Below are 18071 nucleotides of genomic sequence, written 5' to 3'. Positions count from 1 at the left end.
GGGAAAATGTTTAACAGGCGTTTATTCGCTATCTGGTATAATTTTTTTTATATATGAGGCAAAGGAATCGTTAGAAAGCGAAGCGCGGTTATACATCATATACAGTTTTGCTGACGGTAATTTCATATCGACGCTAATCTCTTTGAGATTAAAGACAGGGGAGTAAAATTCGTACATAACTCTGGGTATAACACCAATGATATCAGTGTTTGATATAACGTTAACGATTGAAATCAAAGAGTCGCTACTGAAACCAATTTTACGATTGGCTAAAAAATGATTCGTTTGTGATTGATACTCTTTCATCCCCTGTTCCTCAGTGAGGAATAATGTAAATTTTTCCTTTAATAATTGCTCTATGGTACTTGAATCATTAATTCGGGGATGGTTACTGTTACGGACTAACACCCCTTCAATCGTTTTTAACGGCATGCATACAATGGAGCGGTTATGTACTGGTACGATTGTGAATACCAGATCCGCTTTGCGGTAAGATAAAATATTTTCAGCAGTTTCCGCGCTCATTAGAATGTCATGATGCTCAATTTCAATATCAATATCAGAATCTTCTCGGAGGGAATGAACTACTTCGTGTAAATGAAAACTGGTTGTCATTGGCGGGCAATAAATGATAAATTTTTTCTTTAAACTGGAGTTATGCATGATGTTAATTGTTTGCTCCAGTGAGTTGAGGTTTTGTTCCAGATGATGATGAAGATTGATGCCAGTTACCGTAGGCGTGATGCCTTTTCCCGAGCGAATGAATAATGGATCGTTAAACTGAGAACGAAGTCGTTGCAATGACTGACTCACGGCCGAAGGTGTAATGAAAAGTGTTTCTGCAGCCTTGCTGATGCTCAGGTGCTGATAGATACATTCAAAAATAACAAGTAGGTTTAGATCGAATTTTTTAAGATCGTAAAGATTAGCCATGTATACTTTCCTCTGACGGTAAAATTTGAAATAATTAAATTATGAAATAGTTTGAAATGTACTTATTTACAGACTTTATGTTTCAGTGCTTAATGAACGATTAATTTAAACTAACATAGCACAAAACACTTTATTTTCACGAGAAAAAAAAGAAATGTGGTGAGTGATTGAAATGAGAACGATAACAATCACTCATTTTATTACCTTTATTTATTTCCCATGATAATGTTTAATTTCTCCTGATCGGGTAACCCGACTTCCTGTTGCAGCGTATTGTCTTTACTCATGTAGTAGATGGCTGGCGTCACGTTAGCACCCAAATCATCCATCAACTTTTGATTGATATTGAGTATCTTCATCTGCTCGGGCGGGAGAGAGGCAGGAATTTCCAGCTTCATTTTGCCGCCGGAGGCTTCATAGTCATGCCAGGTTTTGGCCGGATCTTTTGTCGACAAGATTGCGGCAGCTGTTGCCGGGCTTTCAGGTTTGATTACGCCCACCAGTAGCGTACGCAACTGAACTTTACCGGAATCGACCCACGGACGCGCCTGCTGCCAAAACTGTTTGCAATAAGGGCAGAAGGGATCGGCGAACACGTAGACAATCACCGGGGCCTCTTTCTTACCATCCAGAATCCATGAGGCTTTTTCCATTCGCTGCCACATCTCGCGCCCTGCTGGGGCATAGATCTCTTTTTCTATCAGTATATTACTGAGGTTTTCACCTTTCTCATTGTACATGTAGCCTGAGATAGCATGTTTGCCGTCGGGCGTGACGTAGATAGTGACGCCCATATCCTGATATTTACCCAGATAACCTTTCATTCCGCCGGGGGCATCGAAAGGTTTCACAATAGTAATGCCCTGTTTCTCAATGGCTTTAACAGGGGCAGGTAGCTCTTCGGCATGAACGATAGCGGGAAGCAAGGATAAGAGTAAGGTACGCTTGAACATTGATTTTCCTTATAAAATCAGAAGGAAAGGGGACTGAATTGCAAAACCTATCACAGCCATAGGTAAGATCGACAGTCTGTCGATTGCCCTTTCTTTAGTTGGGTGATGTAATCCCAATCGCTGTTACGACCTTTGTTAAGGTAATGTAGAGCGCAACACATAGCCAGTTCTGCTGGTACTGAAGTTACCTGCGGGTAGCTCGGGTAATGAGGCTCCCTGCAAAGGGGGCCTTTTTTACTTTTGTCTTTTAGGTTCGATTGAGGAAGTTGTTAGTTAACGCTTATTGATTTGATAAAGGAAACGCATTAGCCCTTGGAAGAGATTTTCGTTAACTTATCTCTCAACGAAAACACGGAGGAAGTACAGATGTCTTTGATTAATACCAAAATTAAACCTTTCAAAAACCAGGCGTTCAAAAACGGTGAGTTCATCGAAGTAACCGAGAAAGATACCGAAGGTCGCTGGAGCGTCTTCTTCTTCTATCCGGCTGACTTCACCTTCGTATGCCCGACCGAACTGGGCGACGTTGCAGACCATTATGAAGAACTGCAGAAACTGGGCGTAGACGTTTACTCTGTTTCTACCGATACCCACTTTACGCACAAAGCATGGCACAGCAGCTCTGACACCATCGCAAAAATCAAATATGCAATGATCGGCGACCCGACTGGCGCCCTGACCCGTAACTTCGACAACATGCGTGAAGATGAAGGTCTGGCTGACCGCGCAACCTTCGTTGTTGACCCGCAGGGTATCATCCAGGCAATCGAAGTTACCGCTGAAGGTATCGGCCGTGATGCGTCCGACCTGCTGCGCAAAATTAAAGCCGCACAGTATGTTGCATCCCACCCAGGTGAAGTTTGCCCGGCTAAATGGAAAGAAGGCGAAGCGACACTGGCTCCATCTTTAGACCTGGTTGGTAAAATCTAAGCTAATTTGTAGGCCGGATAAACATAGTGCATCCGGCATTCCACAGGCGCAAATTTGCGCCTGTTTCATTCCAGCACCATGACGCAAGTTGCATTAATGCAGTCCCGCGAAGTCGGCTTGCATGATGATGTTTTCAGAGAGGGAAGAAGAATGCTCGACACAAATATGAAAACCCAGCTCAGGGCTTACCTTGAGAAACTGACCAAACCTGTTGAGCTGATTGCTACGCTGGATGACAGCGCTAAATCGGCAGAAATCAAGGAACTGCTGACTGAAATTGCTGAACTGTCAGAAAAAGTCACCTTCACAGAAGACAATACTCTGGCAGTGCGTAAGCCATCGTTCCTGATTACCAATCCAGGCTCTCACCAGGGGCCGCGCTTTGCGGGTTCTCCGCTGGGCCATGAATTTACCTCGCTGGTGCTCGCGCTGTTGTGGACAGGTGGTCATCCGTCAAAAGAGGCGCAGGCGTTGCTGGAGCAGATCCGCGATCTCGACGGTGATTTTGAATTTGAAACCTATTATTCACTCTCCTGCCATAACTGTCCGGACGTGGTGCAGGCGCTGAACCTGATGTCGGTACTGAACCCACGCATTAAACATACGGCGATTGACGGCGGTACGTTCCAGAATGAAATCACCGATCGTAACGTGATGGGCGTTCCGGCGGTATTTATGAACGGTAAAGAGTTCGGCCAGGGTCGCATGACGCTGACTGAGATCGTGGCGAAGGTGGACACCGGCGCAGAGAAACGTGCGGCTGAAGAGTTGAACAAGCGTGATGCTTATGACGTACTGATTGTTGGTTCCGGCCCTGCGGGAGCGGCTGCAGCGGTGTACTCCGCACGTAAAGGTATCCGCACCGGTCTGATGGGCGAACGTTTTGGCGGTCAGGTTCTGGATACCGTTGATATCGAAAACTATATCTCGGTACCGAAAACCGAAGGCCAGAAACTGGCTGGCGCGCTGAAAGCACACGTTGATGACTATGATGTTGATGTGATCGACAGCCAAAGCGCCAGCAAACTGGTTCCTGCGGCGCAGGAAGGTGGGCTGCATCAGATTGAAACGGCATCCGGCGCGGTGCTGAAAGCGCGCAGCATTATCATCGCGACCGGTGCGAAATGGCGCAACATGAATGTTCCGGGCGAAGATCAATATCGCACCAAAGGCGTAACTTACTGTCCGCACTGTGATGGCCCACTGTTTAAAGGCAAGCGTGTGGCGGTGATTGGCGGTGGTAACTCCGGTGTTGAAGCCGCTATCGACCTGGCGGGCATCGTGGAACATGTGACGCTGCTGGAGTTTGCTCCTGAAATGAAGGCCGATCAGGTGCTGCAGAATAAACTGCGTAGTCTGAAAAACGTCGACATCATTTTGAATGCGCAAACGACAGAAGTAAAAGGCGATGGCAGCAAAGTCACTGGGCTCGAGTATCGTGACCGCGTGAGCGGCGATGTTCACAGTGTAGAACTGGCAGGTATTTTTGTTCAGATTGGTCTGCTGCCGAACACCAACTGGCTGGAAGGCGCTGTTGAACGTAACCGCATGGGTGAAATTATCATTGATGCGAAGTGCGAAACCAGCGTGAAAGGTGTTTTCGCTGCAGGTGACTGCACAACCGTACCCTATAAGCAGATCATCATCGCGACAGGCGAAGGCGCGAAAGCCTCGTTAAGCTCCTTTGATTATCTGATTCGCACCACAGTAGCATAAAAAAGTAAGACTCACCTGCAATGCCAAAACCGCCAGTCATCCGCTGGCGGTTTTTTATTTCGCTAAAGCGCGCACAACATGCTGACCTGCAATGTGATCCGTCAAAATGTGTACCGCCACAACCCATGCTGGTTGCACCAGGTATAGGCTGAAAATCCTCGTTTGCAGTTGAATTTACACTGTTTCCCTTTACAGATTGGGCGATCGCAATAAACATAAGCATCATTGCCCGCGAGTGCAAAAGTGGCTTCCGGCGGCGCGCCTGGCGGCAGATATTTAAATTGTCCCCCCTGAAAGGTGTAAATAAAGATCCACTCCAGATAGTGATCTGCCGTCATTGGATGCGCCGGATTACCTACCGTTACGGAAAGCGTATTTGATTCAAATCCCCCGGAAATGGTCATCAGCGGTTGATGCTGTTGGGCGAGCGCATCGGTAGTAGTGGCATCATTAACCCGTAACGCGACGAGTGTTTTTCCACAGCAGGTTATTGGGGATGTTGCGTCACGTATAGCCATGGTGACAAGGAACGCCCCGCACTGAGGACAACGGTAGAAGTTCGGGTTAGGGCGGATAAAAGTGGGTTTGGTACTGTTTTTAATCCGGTTTGATACCCTGCGTACGTTGCGGGAATGTTCGGGAACAGTATGAGTTAGAGACATAACGCGCTCCTTCTTACGCCGAGGTTGTTAGACCAGTCGTTTCTTGCGAGAGGGATGCCAGACGCTGGAGAATATCCTGTCGGAGAATGTATTTTTGAATTTTGCCTGAGGCCGTACGCGGTAATTTGTCTATAACAACCAGATATTCCGGGTATTTATATTTTGCGATACGCCGTTGAGCGAAAAACGCGATGATATCAGCCAGCTGAAGCGTTTTTTGTGAATGACTCAGCACGACATAAGCGCAAGAACGTTCACCCAGGCGTTTATCCGGCATGCCCACCACAGCGGCATCGTGGATATCCGGATGAAGCAGCAGAATATCTTCTATTTCGCGACTACTGATGTTTTCACCGCCACGGACAATAACGTCCTTTTTTCGGCCAGTTATTTTGATATAGCCGTCTTTATCCATCCGGCAATAGTCGCCGCTGTAATACCACCCGTCGTCGTCAAGTACCTGGTCGGTCAGTTCCGGTTCATCAAGATAGCCGACAAAAACATTGGGGCCGCGAGAGGCTTCTTCGCCCTCATTATTTTCCGCCAGAGTCATCTTCTTCTGGTCGACCACTCTGATTTCAACGCCTGCAGCGGCTCTGCCATCCGTGTTCATTTGATGAGTCAGAGAGTCATGCGGTCGCACTATCGCATGGGGAGCACTTTCTGTACTTCCGTATACGCCAAGGAGTTGAATCCCTGCCTGGTGACATTCCTGCAGAAGTTTTCCTGGGATTGTGGTTCCCCCGCACAGAAAGAAGCGAAGAGAAGAGAGACTGCTGCGCTGTGCTTTGGAAGCATACAGCAGATCGCACACGAACGGTGTTGCTCCCATGATGCAGGTGCAGCGCTCTTGCGCCAGTAATGCCAGGCACTCTTGCGGAGAAAATATGTCCATCAACACGCTGCTGGCGCCTGTTAAAAAAGGGGCGGTCACGCCATGCAGAAATCCTGTTGCATGGGCTAGCGGAGCGGGCATGAGAATCGAATCCGTCCAGTTTATATTGAGCGCCGCGCAGAAGGTTCGTTCACTGGCGATGATGGTATTGTGCGTCAGCATCACGCCTTTGGGATGACCTTCCGTACCGGAAGTAAAAAGAACAGCCGCCAGATCGTCGCTATGCGTTAGGACGTGATGCACTATTGGCGGAGAATCATTGAGGATCTGGCTCAGAACGGGGCCTGTGGGCGCAGGCGCCAGCTTATCAACCGCCACCACCTTCTCAAGCCAGGGCAGATCGGAACGGAGTGCGGCGATCCTATCTGCCGGGTTGTCGTTTTTAAAACTCGTTGGTGTAAACAGTATCCGGGCCCTGGATTTATTGAGTATCCAGGTCAGTTCACACTCCCTGAAAGCAGGCAGGAGCGGGACGATCACGGCTCCGCTTTTCAGACAGGCCAGATAAATTATCGTGAATTCACACCAGCCGGGCAACTGGAGCGCCACGCGATCGCCCGGGCGGATACCGGCGTCGATGAGCCAGGACGCCAGCCGTCCCGCGGCAATATCCAGCGCTTTATAAGTATAGTTATCCCCCCGATTATCGGTGACCGCCACTTTGTCTGCATACGCTTTGGCCGACAGGGACCAGTAATCGGCTAATGTCGCATCTCCCCAGTGGCCCTGTTGCCGGTATTGCGCTTTACGCTCGGCATTGATTTTTAGGTTCGTTGTCATTGGTTATGTCTCAGACTGAGTTCTTTTTTTGCAATACATCGCCAGTGCGCCAGCCAGTAGCGGCAGAGGCAAAAACAGAAAGACGTCACTGAATGTCCAGCCTGCTGCGAGCATGAGCGAACCCACGCCTGCGCTGGTAATCGCGCCCAGCCGACCAATGCCCGTCGCCCAACCAACGCCGGTTGCCCGTATTGAAGTCGGGTAAAAGTGCGCAGCCAGTGCATAGCAACCGGGGTTGATCCCGTTGAGAGTGAAGCCAAGAATAAGAACTAGGGCATAGAGCAGGAAAAGCGAAGGGGTGAACAGCCCCAGAACTAATGCGCCGCATATGCTGCCTGACAGCGTCAGAATAATCGCCTCGTGTTTGCCCCAACGATCCATTTCAATACCAATGCAAAAATTGCCTATCATGCCGCCTATCTGAAAGACAGACCCCATAATGACGGCCTGGGAGAGCGTAAGTCCGGCATCTTTTATCATCAGGGGTAACCAGCTGGATAAAAGGTAAACGCTGAAGAGTCCGACAAAAAGCGTCAACCACAGCGCCACCGTTCCCAGCGTGTAAGGGGGATGCAGCAGTGACTTTGCCGTGCTGGCGCGGGCTTTTTGCGGCTCGGTGGTGTAAAAACGCGTATCTTTGTCTGCAATTCCGGGAATAAACAGATTTAGCAGGCGAACCAGGCGCGCATCGTTACCGGCGTGCTGCACCAGATACAACATCGATTCAGGTAAACAACGCAGTAAAACCAGTGCCAGCAATAATGGCAAAATGCCGCCTGCGATAAGCACGGCGCGCCAGCCAAACGTTCCGAGCAACTGTTGGCTAAGTATGCCTCCCAGCGCTGCGCCAGAATTAAAGCCGCAATGGATCACCGTTGACAGGCGAGAGCGATAACGGTGGGGGGCGTACTCTGCAACCAGCGTCGTGATGTTGGGCATGGCTGCGCCTAACCCGAGTCCGGTAATAAAACGAAAAAAAGTCAGGCTGGATAAATTCCAGGCCCCGGCAGAAAGCAGGCTGCTGAGACCAAAAAAGACAACTGACCCAATAATTAACTTTTTACGTCCATAGCGGTCAGCTAGCGGGCCAGAAATTAAAGAGCCTGCCGCCAGCCCCAATAATCCACTCATCATGACCGGGCCCAGATCTTGTTTGGATAGTTGCCAGTGATCTATTAATGCCGGAGCAATGTAGCCAATTGCCGTGACATCGAAACCATCAATACCCAGAACAAAAAAACCGAGAAAGACAATAAACCATTGCCGTTTGCTGATGGGGTGTTTGTCTAAAATCGTACTGATATCAATTTGATTCTGTACTGACATGGTCTTCTCCCTGAACCGCGAACACGAGGTATCTCCTGATACGGCGATATGCTGTTTTGCAGGGGGTTAGCCGAAGCGAAATTCAACGCCAAACGTTCCTTGTGGATATTCCCATTTTTGTAGAATGGTGTGTGAACACAGCACCCGGCATGTGCCGCATTCGAGGCAGCCAGCATAATCAAAGTGAGTATTGCCAGCGTCATCCTGGCGATATAATCCGGCGGGGCAGGCGAGGATCAGTTTACGGAACTGCTCTGGATCGGGGTTTTCCACCAGGACAATATGGGGATGGCTTTCATCGACCCTGAATTTATTCGTGCCCAATTTCACATCGACGTTCACGGTATTCATAATGCGCGAACTCCTTTAATGCCGTCTTTTAAGAGATTAATTAATCCGATTTTTTTGCCGTGCGCTAATACTGTCGAGCACAGTGAAGCAGGGGCCTTGCCGTTGACGGTAAACAGAGACGCCATGAGATCGGTTGCCATTTGCGGATATTGTTGAAAAATTCGCGGGTTCTCCATCATTGCGGGGAGGCGGCGGTAGTGGCGCATATCGCGTAACACCGCGCTTTTCTCCAGTGTGTTGGGATAAGCCTGGAGTTTTCCTTTACTGAAATCATTGGCATTTTTCGCGGCAATGACCGTTTGCGCCGCCACATTGGCTGCTGTGATGGCGAGATCCATGCCCCGCACGGTATAGCCCAGATTCAGACACATTCCGGCCGCATCACCGACAATCATCACTCCGTTCTCGACTAACGTTGGAACCATATCTATCCCGCCTTCCGGCACCAGATGCGCGGAATATTCCTGTAGCGTACCGCCTTCGATTAGCGGACGGATAGCAGGATGCTGTTTGAAGTCTTCCAGCATTTGCGGCACGGTTTTACGGGCATGCTCGATACCGTCGAGGCCGCATACCAGACCCAGTGAAAGCGTATCGCGATTGGTATACAAGAAACCGCCGCCCATTAATCCGTCTGACGGTGAACCGGCAAACAGCCAGGCGGCGCCTTCGTTACCTGTTAGCCCGAAGCGCTGCTGAATTTGTGCGGATGGCAGTGAAATCACCTCCTTCACACCAACGGCATAATGGTGCGGCGATGATTCTGGCACCATACCGATAGCGCGGCCCAGCAGAGAATTTACACCGTCGGCGAGGAGAACCACATTTGCCTCCAGGGTATCGTCTCCGGCCTGAACTCCCGTCACTCGTCCATTTTGACGGATCAGTGAATCTACTCTGACGCCGGTGATGAACTGAGCGCCAACGGCTTCTGCTTGCGCCATGAGCCAACTGTCAAATGTGCGGCGAAGCACCGTCCATGATTCTGCGACCGGGGCCTGTTGGGGGAGGCTCGCGAGATAGTCCAGCGTGACAGCGCTTTCTGTTGTAAGAAAGGAAATTCGCTCCCTGACTACTTTTCTTTCAACGGGGGCTATATGGGTAAAACCCGGCATAATTTCTTCCAGGCTGTGCGTGTAGAGTCGTCCTCCGGTCATATTTTTACTGCCCGCAGTATCACCACGCTCAATGACCAGCACATCCAGTCCTGCTTTTGCCATTACATAAGCGGCGATGCAGCCTGAGATGCCTGCGCCGACAACAATGGCGTCAAATTTTTCGTCCGACATCGCTTTTGCTCCTGTTGCCGCCATTCGGGATGGCGGCGTTAAATGTTAGTGCTGCAGCAGTTCCGTTAATGCCGGGACGACTTTATATATATCGCCTACCAGCCCGTAGTCGGCGTACTGAAAGATTGGCGCATTCTTATCTTTATTAATGGCGACAATGGTTTTGGCGCCATTACCGCCGACCATGTGCTGTATCTGCCCTGAGATGCCCAGCGCCAGATACACATCGGTTTTAAGCAGTACGCCAGAAACGCCAATGTAACGTTCACGATCCATCCAGTGCTCACCTTCAGCAATGGGGCGAGAGCAGCCGACTTCCGCATTCAGCGCAGCGGCTAAATCCCAGATCATATGCAGATCGTCTTTGGCCGCTAAGCCGCGCCCAATACCGACGACACGACGGGCTTTACTGAGATCGATGCTGCTGACCGATTTTGCCCGGCGCGCTTTGCATAAAAGCTCATGTTGCGGTGGGATATAGCTGACGGGCATGGGAGCAAGCTGATGCGGCGCATTTGCTTCCAGCGGCTCGAATACGCCACTCGAAACGGTCACGATAGCCGTAGGTGTGTTAATTTTTTCCCGACCAAACGCCAGACCGCCATACATTCGATGTTCGGCATACAGTTCGCCATTCTCCAGCGCCAGGCTGGTGGCATCATTAATCAGCGCTGATTGCAGCAGGATGCTAAGCCTGACCGCCAGGCTTTTTCCTCGTCGGGTTGCCGCCAGCAGGATTAATGTTTCCGTCCTGAGCTCACTGTCGTCTTTTTCGGTATTTTGTATCAGGGCAGCGAGGGTTTCTGCATAGTTTTCTAATCGTTGCTGTTCTGACTTTCCGCTCAGGACGTACACCGCGTCGGCATGTTGTACCTGCAAAGCCTCGCTCTCATCCCAGATGACCGCACTCACGTGTTCACCGAACTGCTTTGCTCCTGCAAGGAGATCCGCGTAACGGTCGGCGCTGTCACTCACTACCCATACCTGATTGATTTTGCTCATTCCAGCTTCTCCGTTGTCTTCAGTTCAGCACTTTATTGAGATGCTCTGCCAGGCGAGCGATATCTTCTGCGCCGTCGCCTTCAATGATGATGTGTTTACGTTCTGCCTGCTGCGGGGCATAAATATTGACCATTTCGGCCTCGGGAGACACCGGCGACCAGCCGATGTCATCGGCCGTCCATTGGGTAACGGGCTTTTTCCCTGCGCCGAGAATCGCTTTCATGGAAGGAATACGCGGTTCATTAATATCTGACGTGACGCACAAGACGGCAGGAAGCGGCACATCAATAATCTCTATTTCATTTTCCAGTGTGCGTTCGACCGTAACGTAGCCGTCATGGATTTCAATGTGGCTGACGGCATTGACGGTGGGCAGATGAAGCATTTCCCCGACACGCAGCCCGGTTTGCTGTGCATAGAGATCGCCAGAGCCTTCGCCACACAGCAGCAGATCAAAACCGATTTTCTTCGCTGCTGCGGCAATGACCCGGGAGGTTTCGTGCGCAAGCGCAGTTGACAGCCGCTCGTCGCGCACCAGGTAGAGTCCATGAGGACCTCGGGAGAGCAAATCTTTTCGCAGTTTGGCGTTATCCAGCGCCTGACCGCCAACGCACAGGGCGATGACTTCATCGTTTTCACCGGCCAGCAGGACGGCCTCTTCAATAGCATTGAGGTCGAATGGGCTGATTTTTTCTCCAGCACGCGTTGTGTCCAGCGTTCTGTCGGCGGTGATAGTGATGTCTTGTTCTTCCGCGACCAATTTATAACAGGCAAGTAATTTCATGACGTATCCTATTATTTTTCATACTGTTTCAGGATCTGGCGGGCTGAGATATACACCATAATCTCGTCAGTACCGCCACCGATGCGGTTAACACGGGTATCTCGCCAGAAGCGGGATACCCGGCTGTCATTGGTGTAACCAAGGCCACCTAAAATCTGCATCGCATCGTCAATGACTTCACAGGCTGACTGTGCGCAATACAATTTGCACATCGGCGCGGACAGGCACATGGGTAAATCGTTGTCACATTCCCATGCCGTGCGATAGACCATGTTTTTCATGTTTTGGATTTTTATCGCCATTTGGGTCAGCTTGAGCTGAATCATCTGGAACTGGCCGATATTTTTATCGAACTGAATACGTTGGTTGGCGTAGCGGGCGGCATCTTCAAAGGCGCATTCCGCCACACCCAGCGAGTGTGCGGCGATGACGAGACGTTCAATATCGAAGTTTTCCATCATGTGAATGAAGCCGTAACCTTCGCGGCCCACCATCGCGCTTTCTTCCAGTTCAACGTTATCGAGAAAAACCTCACAGTTGCTGACCATGTGCCAGCCGATTTTGTGCAGGCTATTACGCTTAACGCCCGGCATGTTTGGATCCACCCACCACAGGGTGAAGCAACGCTTCGGATCTTCCGGTTCGGGATTGCGTGCCAGCACCAGCATGTATGGGTAATCTTTGGCGCCCGTGATGAACGTTTTTTGCCCGTTCAGATAAACTTTGCCATTTCTTCGGGTATAGGTTGTGGCGACGCGGTTATTATCCGAGCCCGCCTGCGGCTCGGTGAAGGCGAGTGAATAGGCAGGGATCCCGGTCAGCCCGACTTCAGCCGTTTTCGCCAACTGTTCTGCATTGCCAAAGCGCTGCATATTATGGATGCATTGGCCTTCCGTCATAATGTAGGCGGGAGCCCCCATGCGCGCGATTTCCTCCAGAACCAGCACTTGCGTCATCATATCGGCGGGGATGCCGCCGAGTTCTTCTGGAATGCCTAACAGCCCCACGCCGCTTTCGGCCAATGCCTGAAAGAACTTGCTGGGGAAGGCGCCATTTTCATCACAGGTCTTGAAATATTCTTCGGGAAAATCTCGTGTTATCAGTTCGCGGATACTGGCTAAAAGCAGTTCCTGCTCTTCGGTCAGGCTAAAGTCCATGATGTCTCCTCAATGATGCCTGCTGATAAGAATTGATGTTTCAGACGATGTTCATTTCTTTATATTCTGATCGTGCCTGGACGCCGACTTGCAGAATAATTGGTATGAGGAGAATAAATTCAGCGGGCATTAATGATGCATAGACATATTTAACAACGTCCTGGACAAAACGAGCATTTAGTATGTTTTTGTGATGCGGGTTCAGAAATAAGCGCTGGGTTTTGGTGATGTTCGATTTGTCCTGTTTTTGGTTAAATCTGTCAATGTCAGGAGGACGAATTTTATTTTTATAATCCATCACGTTAATTCATGGAAACAGGTTGGTTAGAATATCTTATCTTTTATATATTCATATTCTTATGGCCTGCATTCTTACCTGAGTATTCAACGTGGAGTGGGGTTGGTATATGTCCATTTTATCTCAGCAGCAACTGGAAGCATTGAAGAAAAAAGTCAGAAAGGTTACCGAAACTGAGCTGGAAGAAATTCAACTGGAAGTTGAGCGGACGAATGTCTTTCCTGACTCTTATTACGACGTTTGCCGTAAAAACGATCTGTTTCGTCTGGCAATGCCTGAAGAATTTGGCGGTATGGGACTCAACTGCGAACAGTTCTTTTCGGTGATGGAAGAGTTTTGCCGCGGGCCTGGTGGGATGCGTATGAACCTGCACCACGCCAACGGATTGAACTGGCGAATTATGTACGATCATGGCGCAGAAGATTTGCGTGCTAAATGGTTACCGCTGCTGGCAAATAAAGATGCGTATATTAACTTTGCATTAACTGAGGCGGATTGCGGTTCGGGTGCAGATATTCGTACTACCGCGGTTAAAAAAGGGGATAAATATATTCTTAACGGAACTAAGACGTTGATATCTCATACGGATATATCCGATGGGAGCTATGTTATTGCGGTTACGGATGAGAATAAGCGTAAAAAGGGTGGCTTAACAGCATTCTTTATCGAAACGAATACCCCCGGTTATTACATTGATCCTATGCCGCATATGATGGGGTGCCGTGGTGCGGGTCATGCTTATCTGCGTTTTGAAAACTGCGAAGTCCCTGCGCATAACATTATGGGGAAAGAGGGCGATGGCCTGGATATTTTCATGAATGCGCTGGCGCATTCACGCGCCATGATTGCCGTAACCTGCCTTGGCATGTCACAGCGCTTCCTGGAGCTGGCGATTGCCAGAGCAAAAGATCGTGTGACTTTTGGTAAGGCTCTCGTTTCTCGCCAGGCGATTCAACAAACGCTGGCGGATATGGGCACGCAGGTACATGCGCTGCGCGTCATGCTGCGCGACTGTGCGCAAAAATTCGACCGTGGCGAAGATATTGAGATGGTTTCAGCCATGTGCAAACTGCACGGCATTGATACCGTGCGTACGGTATCGGATAGCTGTCTCGAAATCTTTGGTGGTATTGGCTATTTCGAAGATAACTCGTATGGCCCGGTAGAAAGGATGTACCGCGATGCTCGTGCCCTGTGGTTTGAAGAAGGCCCACGTACCGTGCAGCGACTGACTATCGCACGCCCATTGATTGCCGCAGGTGGTGAGATTCGCTAGTCCGGGGGCGTTTGCACCGTGTCAGAGGTTAGCCGATTTTACGGGACACTAACCTCAGTTTTGGTCGTACGTCGCTGTTTATCCTGTGGCTACGGCCATTTTTGCTTTTTTGCGAGAGTGACCTATGAGTACATCACCAGGGAACAGACGCTGGGGCATTATTGTCCTGCTCATTATTGATTATTTCGTCATGTTTGTGGCGCGAAGTGGGATGTCGATGTGTGGGCCTGCATTAATGCAGGAATATGGCTGGAGCGCTATGCAGTTTGGCTGGGTATCCACGGCGTTTTTCATTGGCTATGCCGTCACAATGTTACCCGCGGGTTTACTGGCGGACAGGTTCGGCGGCGGGGTCGTTTTGGTGACCGGAACATTATGGTGGGCAGTTTTCACATTTCTAACGCCGTTAGGATCAACGCTGGGCATCATGATGTTGCTGCGTATTCTGGTCGGGATTGGCCAAGGGTTGCTTGTGCCGGCTAACTTTTCACTGGCGGCAAAATGGGTACCTAAGCATGAAGCAGGAATGGCGACAGGATTATTGCAGATAGGTTGCCCTACTGGTATTGCCGTTGCCATGGTTCTGGCTGCATGGATAGTCCAACGCTGGGACTGGCAGGCCGTGTTTTACGTTGTATCGGTACCCGGCGTACTGTGGTGTCTGCTGTGGTGGAAACTCGGCAGCAACCGTCCGCAACAGGATACATTTATCACCCAGGGTGAACGAGACTATATTCTGGCTGGGCAAGTCTCTACTGAAATCTCTCCGGCCACACAAAATGAGCCGCTAAGTAAAGGCGATATTCTGGCAACCCCTTCAGTCTGGGCATGCGCCTTATGTTACTTTTGTACCAATTACCTCTTTTTTCTCTTCATGACCTGGCTGCCAACCTACTTTGCTATGGGGCGTGGAATCGATCTCAAACAAAGCGCGATTTTTTCTATGCTGCCGTATCTGGTGGCAATCTTTGCCTATCCGCTGGGGGGCGTAGTTACTGATGCCGCATGTCGTCGATTTGGACAAAACGTCGGACGTAAGATTTCTCCGGTACTGGGGTTATTATTAGCTGGGGTATTTTTGATCCTCGGCACTCAGGCAAACAGCTTGTGGAGTGCCGCCACGCTTATCTCTGCGTCGAACTTCTTCCTGTGCTTCACGATGGCTGCACACTTTTCAATTCCTATTATTTTCTCGCAAAAAGACACCGGTATGTTGGTCGGGCTGAACGGAGTGTTCGGGACGTTGGCGGGTATTCTCTCGCCTGTACTCGCTGGCTGGGTGATTGATGTCTCCGGTGGTCAGTACGAGTACGCACTGTATCTGGGCGCGGGCGTGGCGATTGTCGGAGCCTTCTTTATGTTAATTGCGCGCATTCGGCCAATAGAAAATAAATCAGCACGCGTAAGCGCCGGTGGCCGTAAAGGATTTGCCGGTTAAACAGGCTACTCATTATTGAGGGAATATGACGTATGAGACCATTAGAGGGCGTTAAGGTCGTTGATCTGACATCATTTCTGGCTGCGCCAACGGTAGCGCGTATTTTAGGTGATTGGGGGGCGGATGTGATCAAAATCGAACCGCCCATCGGCGATCCTGGTCGTACGCAGGCGTCAGTTTTTAATATGCCGTATGAAGATGATGAGAATCCGGCATTTGATATTTCCAATGCCAATAAGCGTTTTCTGTGCCTGAATTTGAAACAGGAGCGAGCGAAAGAAATTGCCTGGCGTATTCTTTCCACCGCTGATGTGGTAGTGACCAGCTATCGGACGAAAGCGCTGGAGCGGCTAGGGTTCTCATGGGAAGAGTTGCACCTGCGTTTCCCTCGTTTAATTTTCGCTCAGATTCTGGGGTACGGTGAGCAAGGACCAGAAAAAGATACCGCAGGGTTTGATGCGACGGCCTATGTTTGCCGGGGAGGGATCCTGGGGTCGACAAACGAACGGGGGGAAACGCCGATTAACTCAGTTAATGGGTTTGGCGATTTCCAGGCCTCCATGTGTCTTGTTTCGGGTGTCTGCGCGGCGTTATATGGTCGTACGCTCTCTGGGCAGGGGGATAAGGTCACTGTGAGTCTGCATCATACCGCGTTGTTTATGATGAGTATTGCCGTCACATCGGCGCAATACGGCAACGTTTATCCTAAATCCCGTTGTGAAGTCGCGAACCCGTTCAACAATACCTATAAAACCCGTGATGGTCGCTGGATGGTAATTTGTATCCCAGAGTACGATCGCTTTTTCAATAAGTTCATGACGCTACTTGGTCGCGAAGATTTGGTCGACAGTCCCGAGTTTTGTCGTATTGCCGATGTCAATCTGCATGGACGTAACCGGGATATTATCAGGATCATCAGTGAGCAGGTCGCTAAACGCTCGCTTGATGAAATGATGCAGATGTTAAAACAAAACGACTTTGCTCATGAGAAAGGCTTCACGCCTGATGAAATCCTTGACGATGAGCAGGCGTGGGCGACGGACTGTCTGAGAAATGTTGAATATATCACTGGTAACCGACGCGTGCTGGTGACCCCTCCTGTGAACATTGGCAGTATGGGGCCTGCACAAATTCGTCCATCCCGCAGATTAGGGCATGATTCGCAGCAAATTCTTTTGGAATACGGATATTCTGTCGAGGAGATAGCGCGTTTGAATGCTGACGGCGCGGTCATTATGCCCGCATAACCTTAGCCCGCCAGGGGATGACACCGTTGCCGCCTGGCGGGTCCATTTGATTGGGTGGGGAAGCATTGATGACAACGACCATTCCTACTTATGCGTTATATGGCGAGCAGTCGGAACCAGGCTGGGAAAATTTCTTTAATGTAGAAATGATCTCATTGCGTTCAAAACCCCTGAACTGGAAAGCCAGCCCGCATATTCATGACTCATTGATTCAGACCCTCTTTATTCAGAGTGGCGAGGTTGATGTTTTAATGAATTACACCCGGATGAAGTTGAAGGGGCCGGGTCTCATCCTTGTACCTGCGCAGACCGTTCATGGTTTTGATTACCGGCCCGGTACGGAAGGGATGACGATCACTGCCTCACAAGGGCCAATGGAGTCGGTAATGGGATTATTGGCGCCCAACGTTCTCACTCTGATGCATAAGCCCTGCGTAATCCCCCTCGATGGCTCCCCAGAAGACGGGAAAATTATTCAGGGTTTTTATCAGTCTTTACAAAAAGAGATGCAGAAACCGAGGGTTAATCATAAGGCAATGTGCATTTCGATTTTTATTTCCATCCTGGTTCACCTCACGCGTATCAGTACCCTGACAGAAGAACAGCAGAAATTTGATATCTGCTCGCGTAAAGCCTCACAAATAAACAAATTCCTCCTGCTGGTGGATCAGCGCTTTCGCCAGCGGCTGACCGTTAATGATTATTCTGAAGAGATGGGGATGTCCCCGGGGCATCTGTCGCGCTTATGCCGGATAACATTAGGCATGTCCAGCCTGGATGTGATTAATATGCGCGTACTGCAGGAAGCCCAACAGGAGCTGGTCTACACCTCTAAGACGATAAAGCAGCTTGCGGCTTTTTTAGGATTCAATGATGAAGCCTACTTTACGCGTTTTTTCCATAAACATACGGGTGTCAGTCCAGGACAGTACAGGGAGTTGGCCTTACAAAAAATATCTACAGGGGAGGTGTGCCAGGTTATGGGCGCTGCTGATGAGAAAGAGTGCATCACGCAATAACCCCCACCCGTAAGA

Annotated in this window: 16 protein-coding genes; 6 read left to right on the top strand and 10 right to left on the bottom strand. The window is 49.9% G+C overall.

What is annotated here, in order from left to right; translation table 11 throughout:
* Positions 1-21: 21 nt before the first annotated feature.
* Both ICA20_RS17465 and dsbG read right to left on the bottom strand, forming a co-directional pair.
* Entirely contained in the window at positions 22-933 is a 912-nt protein-coding gene (locus ICA20_RS17465; protein WP_038638654.1) for a LysR family transcriptional regulator, read from the bottom strand.
* Between the two features lie 206 nt (positions 934-1139).
* A complete protein-coding gene (gene dsbG / locus ICA20_RS17460; protein ID WP_038638657.1) occupies positions 1140-1886 on the bottom strand; it encodes a thiol:disulfide interchange protein DsbG in 747 nt (248 codons plus the stop codon).
* A gap of 366 nt (positions 1887-2252) precedes the next feature.
* On the opposite strand from dsbG, the gene ahpC reads away from it, so the two are divergent.
* Together ahpC and ahpF are read left to right on the top strand one after the other, a co-directional pair.
* Complete coding sequence (ahpC, locus tag ICA20_RS17455; protein ID WP_004859485.1) at positions 2253-2816, top strand: alkyl hydroperoxide reductase subunit C; 564 nt, start codon at positions 2253-2255, stop codon at positions 2814-2816.
* 150 nt (positions 2817-2966) lie between these two features.
* On the top strand, positions 2967-4532 hold the full coding sequence (gene ahpF, locus ICA20_RS17450; protein WP_038638660.1) for an alkyl hydroperoxide reductase subunit F: 1566 nt from the start codon (positions 2967-2969) through the stop codon (positions 4530-4532).
* 101 nt (positions 4533-4633) lie between these two features.
* Here ahpF and ICA20_RS17445 read toward each other — a convergent pair whose 3' ends face one another.
* From ICA20_RS17445 to ICA20_RS17410, 8 genes are all read right to left on the bottom strand, one after another.
* Positions 4634-5194 (bottom strand): desulfoferrodoxin family protein, encoded by a 561-nt coding sequence (locus ICA20_RS17445; protein ID WP_071888118.1) that lies wholly within the window; start codon positions 5192-5194, stop codon positions 4634-4636.
* Between the two features lie 13 nt (positions 5195-5207).
* Positions 5208-6869 (bottom strand): medium-chain fatty-acid--CoA ligase, encoded by a 1662-nt coding sequence (gene fadK / locus ICA20_RS17440; RefSeq protein ID WP_038638663.1) that lies wholly within the window; start codon positions 6867-6869, stop codon positions 5208-5210.
* 3 nt (positions 6870-6872) lie between these two features.
* A complete protein-coding gene (locus tag ICA20_RS17435) occupies positions 6873-8195 on the bottom strand; it encodes an aromatic acid/H+ symport family MFS transporter (RefSeq protein WP_038638665.1) in 1323 nt (440 codons plus the stop codon).
* 66 nt (positions 8196-8261) lie between these two features.
* A complete protein-coding gene (locus ICA20_RS17430) occupies positions 8262-8546 on the bottom strand; it encodes a ferredoxin (RefSeq protein WP_038638668.1) in 285 nt (94 codons plus the stop codon).
* A complete protein-coding gene (locus tag ICA20_RS17425; RefSeq protein ID WP_038638671.1) occupies positions 8543-9835 on the bottom strand; it encodes an FAD-dependent oxidoreductase in 1293 nt (430 codons plus the stop codon). The genes ICA20_RS17430 and ICA20_RS17425 overlap by 4 nt, the downstream gene beginning before the upstream one ends.
* Positions 9836-9880: 45 nt before the next feature.
* Positions 9881-10837, bottom strand: a complete 957-nt coding sequence (locus ICA20_RS17420; protein ID WP_038638674.1) for an FAD-binding protein — start codon at positions 10835-10837, stop codon at positions 9881-9883.
* Positions 10838-10856: 19 nt separating this feature from the next.
* Positions 10857-11621: an electron transfer flavoprotein gene (locus ICA20_RS17415; RefSeq protein ID WP_038638677.1), complete on the bottom strand. Its 765-nt coding sequence runs from the start codon at positions 11619-11621 to the stop codon at positions 10857-10859.
* Positions 11622-11632: 11 nt separating this feature from the next.
* On the bottom strand, positions 11633-12778 hold the full coding sequence (locus tag ICA20_RS17410; protein WP_038638680.1) for an acyl-CoA dehydrogenase: 1146 nt from the start codon (positions 12776-12778) through the stop codon (positions 11633-11635).
* 407 nt (positions 12779-13185) lie between these two features.
* Here ICA20_RS17410 and ICA20_RS17405 point away from each other — a divergent pair, with 407 nt between their 5' ends.
* The 4 genes from ICA20_RS17405 (at position 13186) to ICA20_RS17390 (ending at position 18056) form a co-directional block, all read left to right on the top strand.
* Positions 13186-14352 carry an acyl-CoA dehydrogenase family protein gene (locus tag ICA20_RS17405; protein ID WP_149282231.1) on the top strand — a complete coding sequence of 389 codons (1167 nt, stop codon included), beginning with the start codon at positions 13186-13188 and terminating at the stop codon, positions 14350-14352.
* Between the two features lie 124 nt (positions 14353-14476).
* The gene (locus tag ICA20_RS17400) at positions 14477-15790 is read left to right on the top strand and encodes an MFS transporter (RefSeq protein WP_038638688.1); all 1314 of its coding nucleotides are present in this window, start codon (positions 14477-14479) and stop codon (positions 15788-15790) included.
* Positions 15791-15822: 32 nt separating this feature from the next.
* The gene (locus ICA20_RS17395) at positions 15823-17037 is read left to right on the top strand and encodes a CaiB/BaiF CoA-transferase family protein (RefSeq protein WP_038638690.1); all 1215 of its coding nucleotides are present in this window, start codon (positions 15823-15825) and stop codon (positions 17035-17037) included.
* Between the two features lie 68 nt (positions 17038-17105).
* Positions 17106-18056 (top strand): helix-turn-helix domain-containing protein, encoded by a 951-nt coding sequence (locus ICA20_RS17390; RefSeq protein WP_038638694.1) that lies wholly within the window; start codon positions 17106-17108, stop codon positions 18054-18056.
* The last annotated feature ends 15 nt before the right edge of the window (positions 18057-18071 follow it).

It is taken from the genome of Citrobacter sp. C5_2 (assembly GCF_014596845.2).
GTDB lineage: Bacteria > Pseudomonadota > Gammaproteobacteria > Enterobacterales > Enterobacteriaceae > Citrobacter > Citrobacter werkmanii.
Note: the sequence above shows the minus strand (reverse complement) of the source record. Positions and strands in the feature narration are given on the sequence as shown.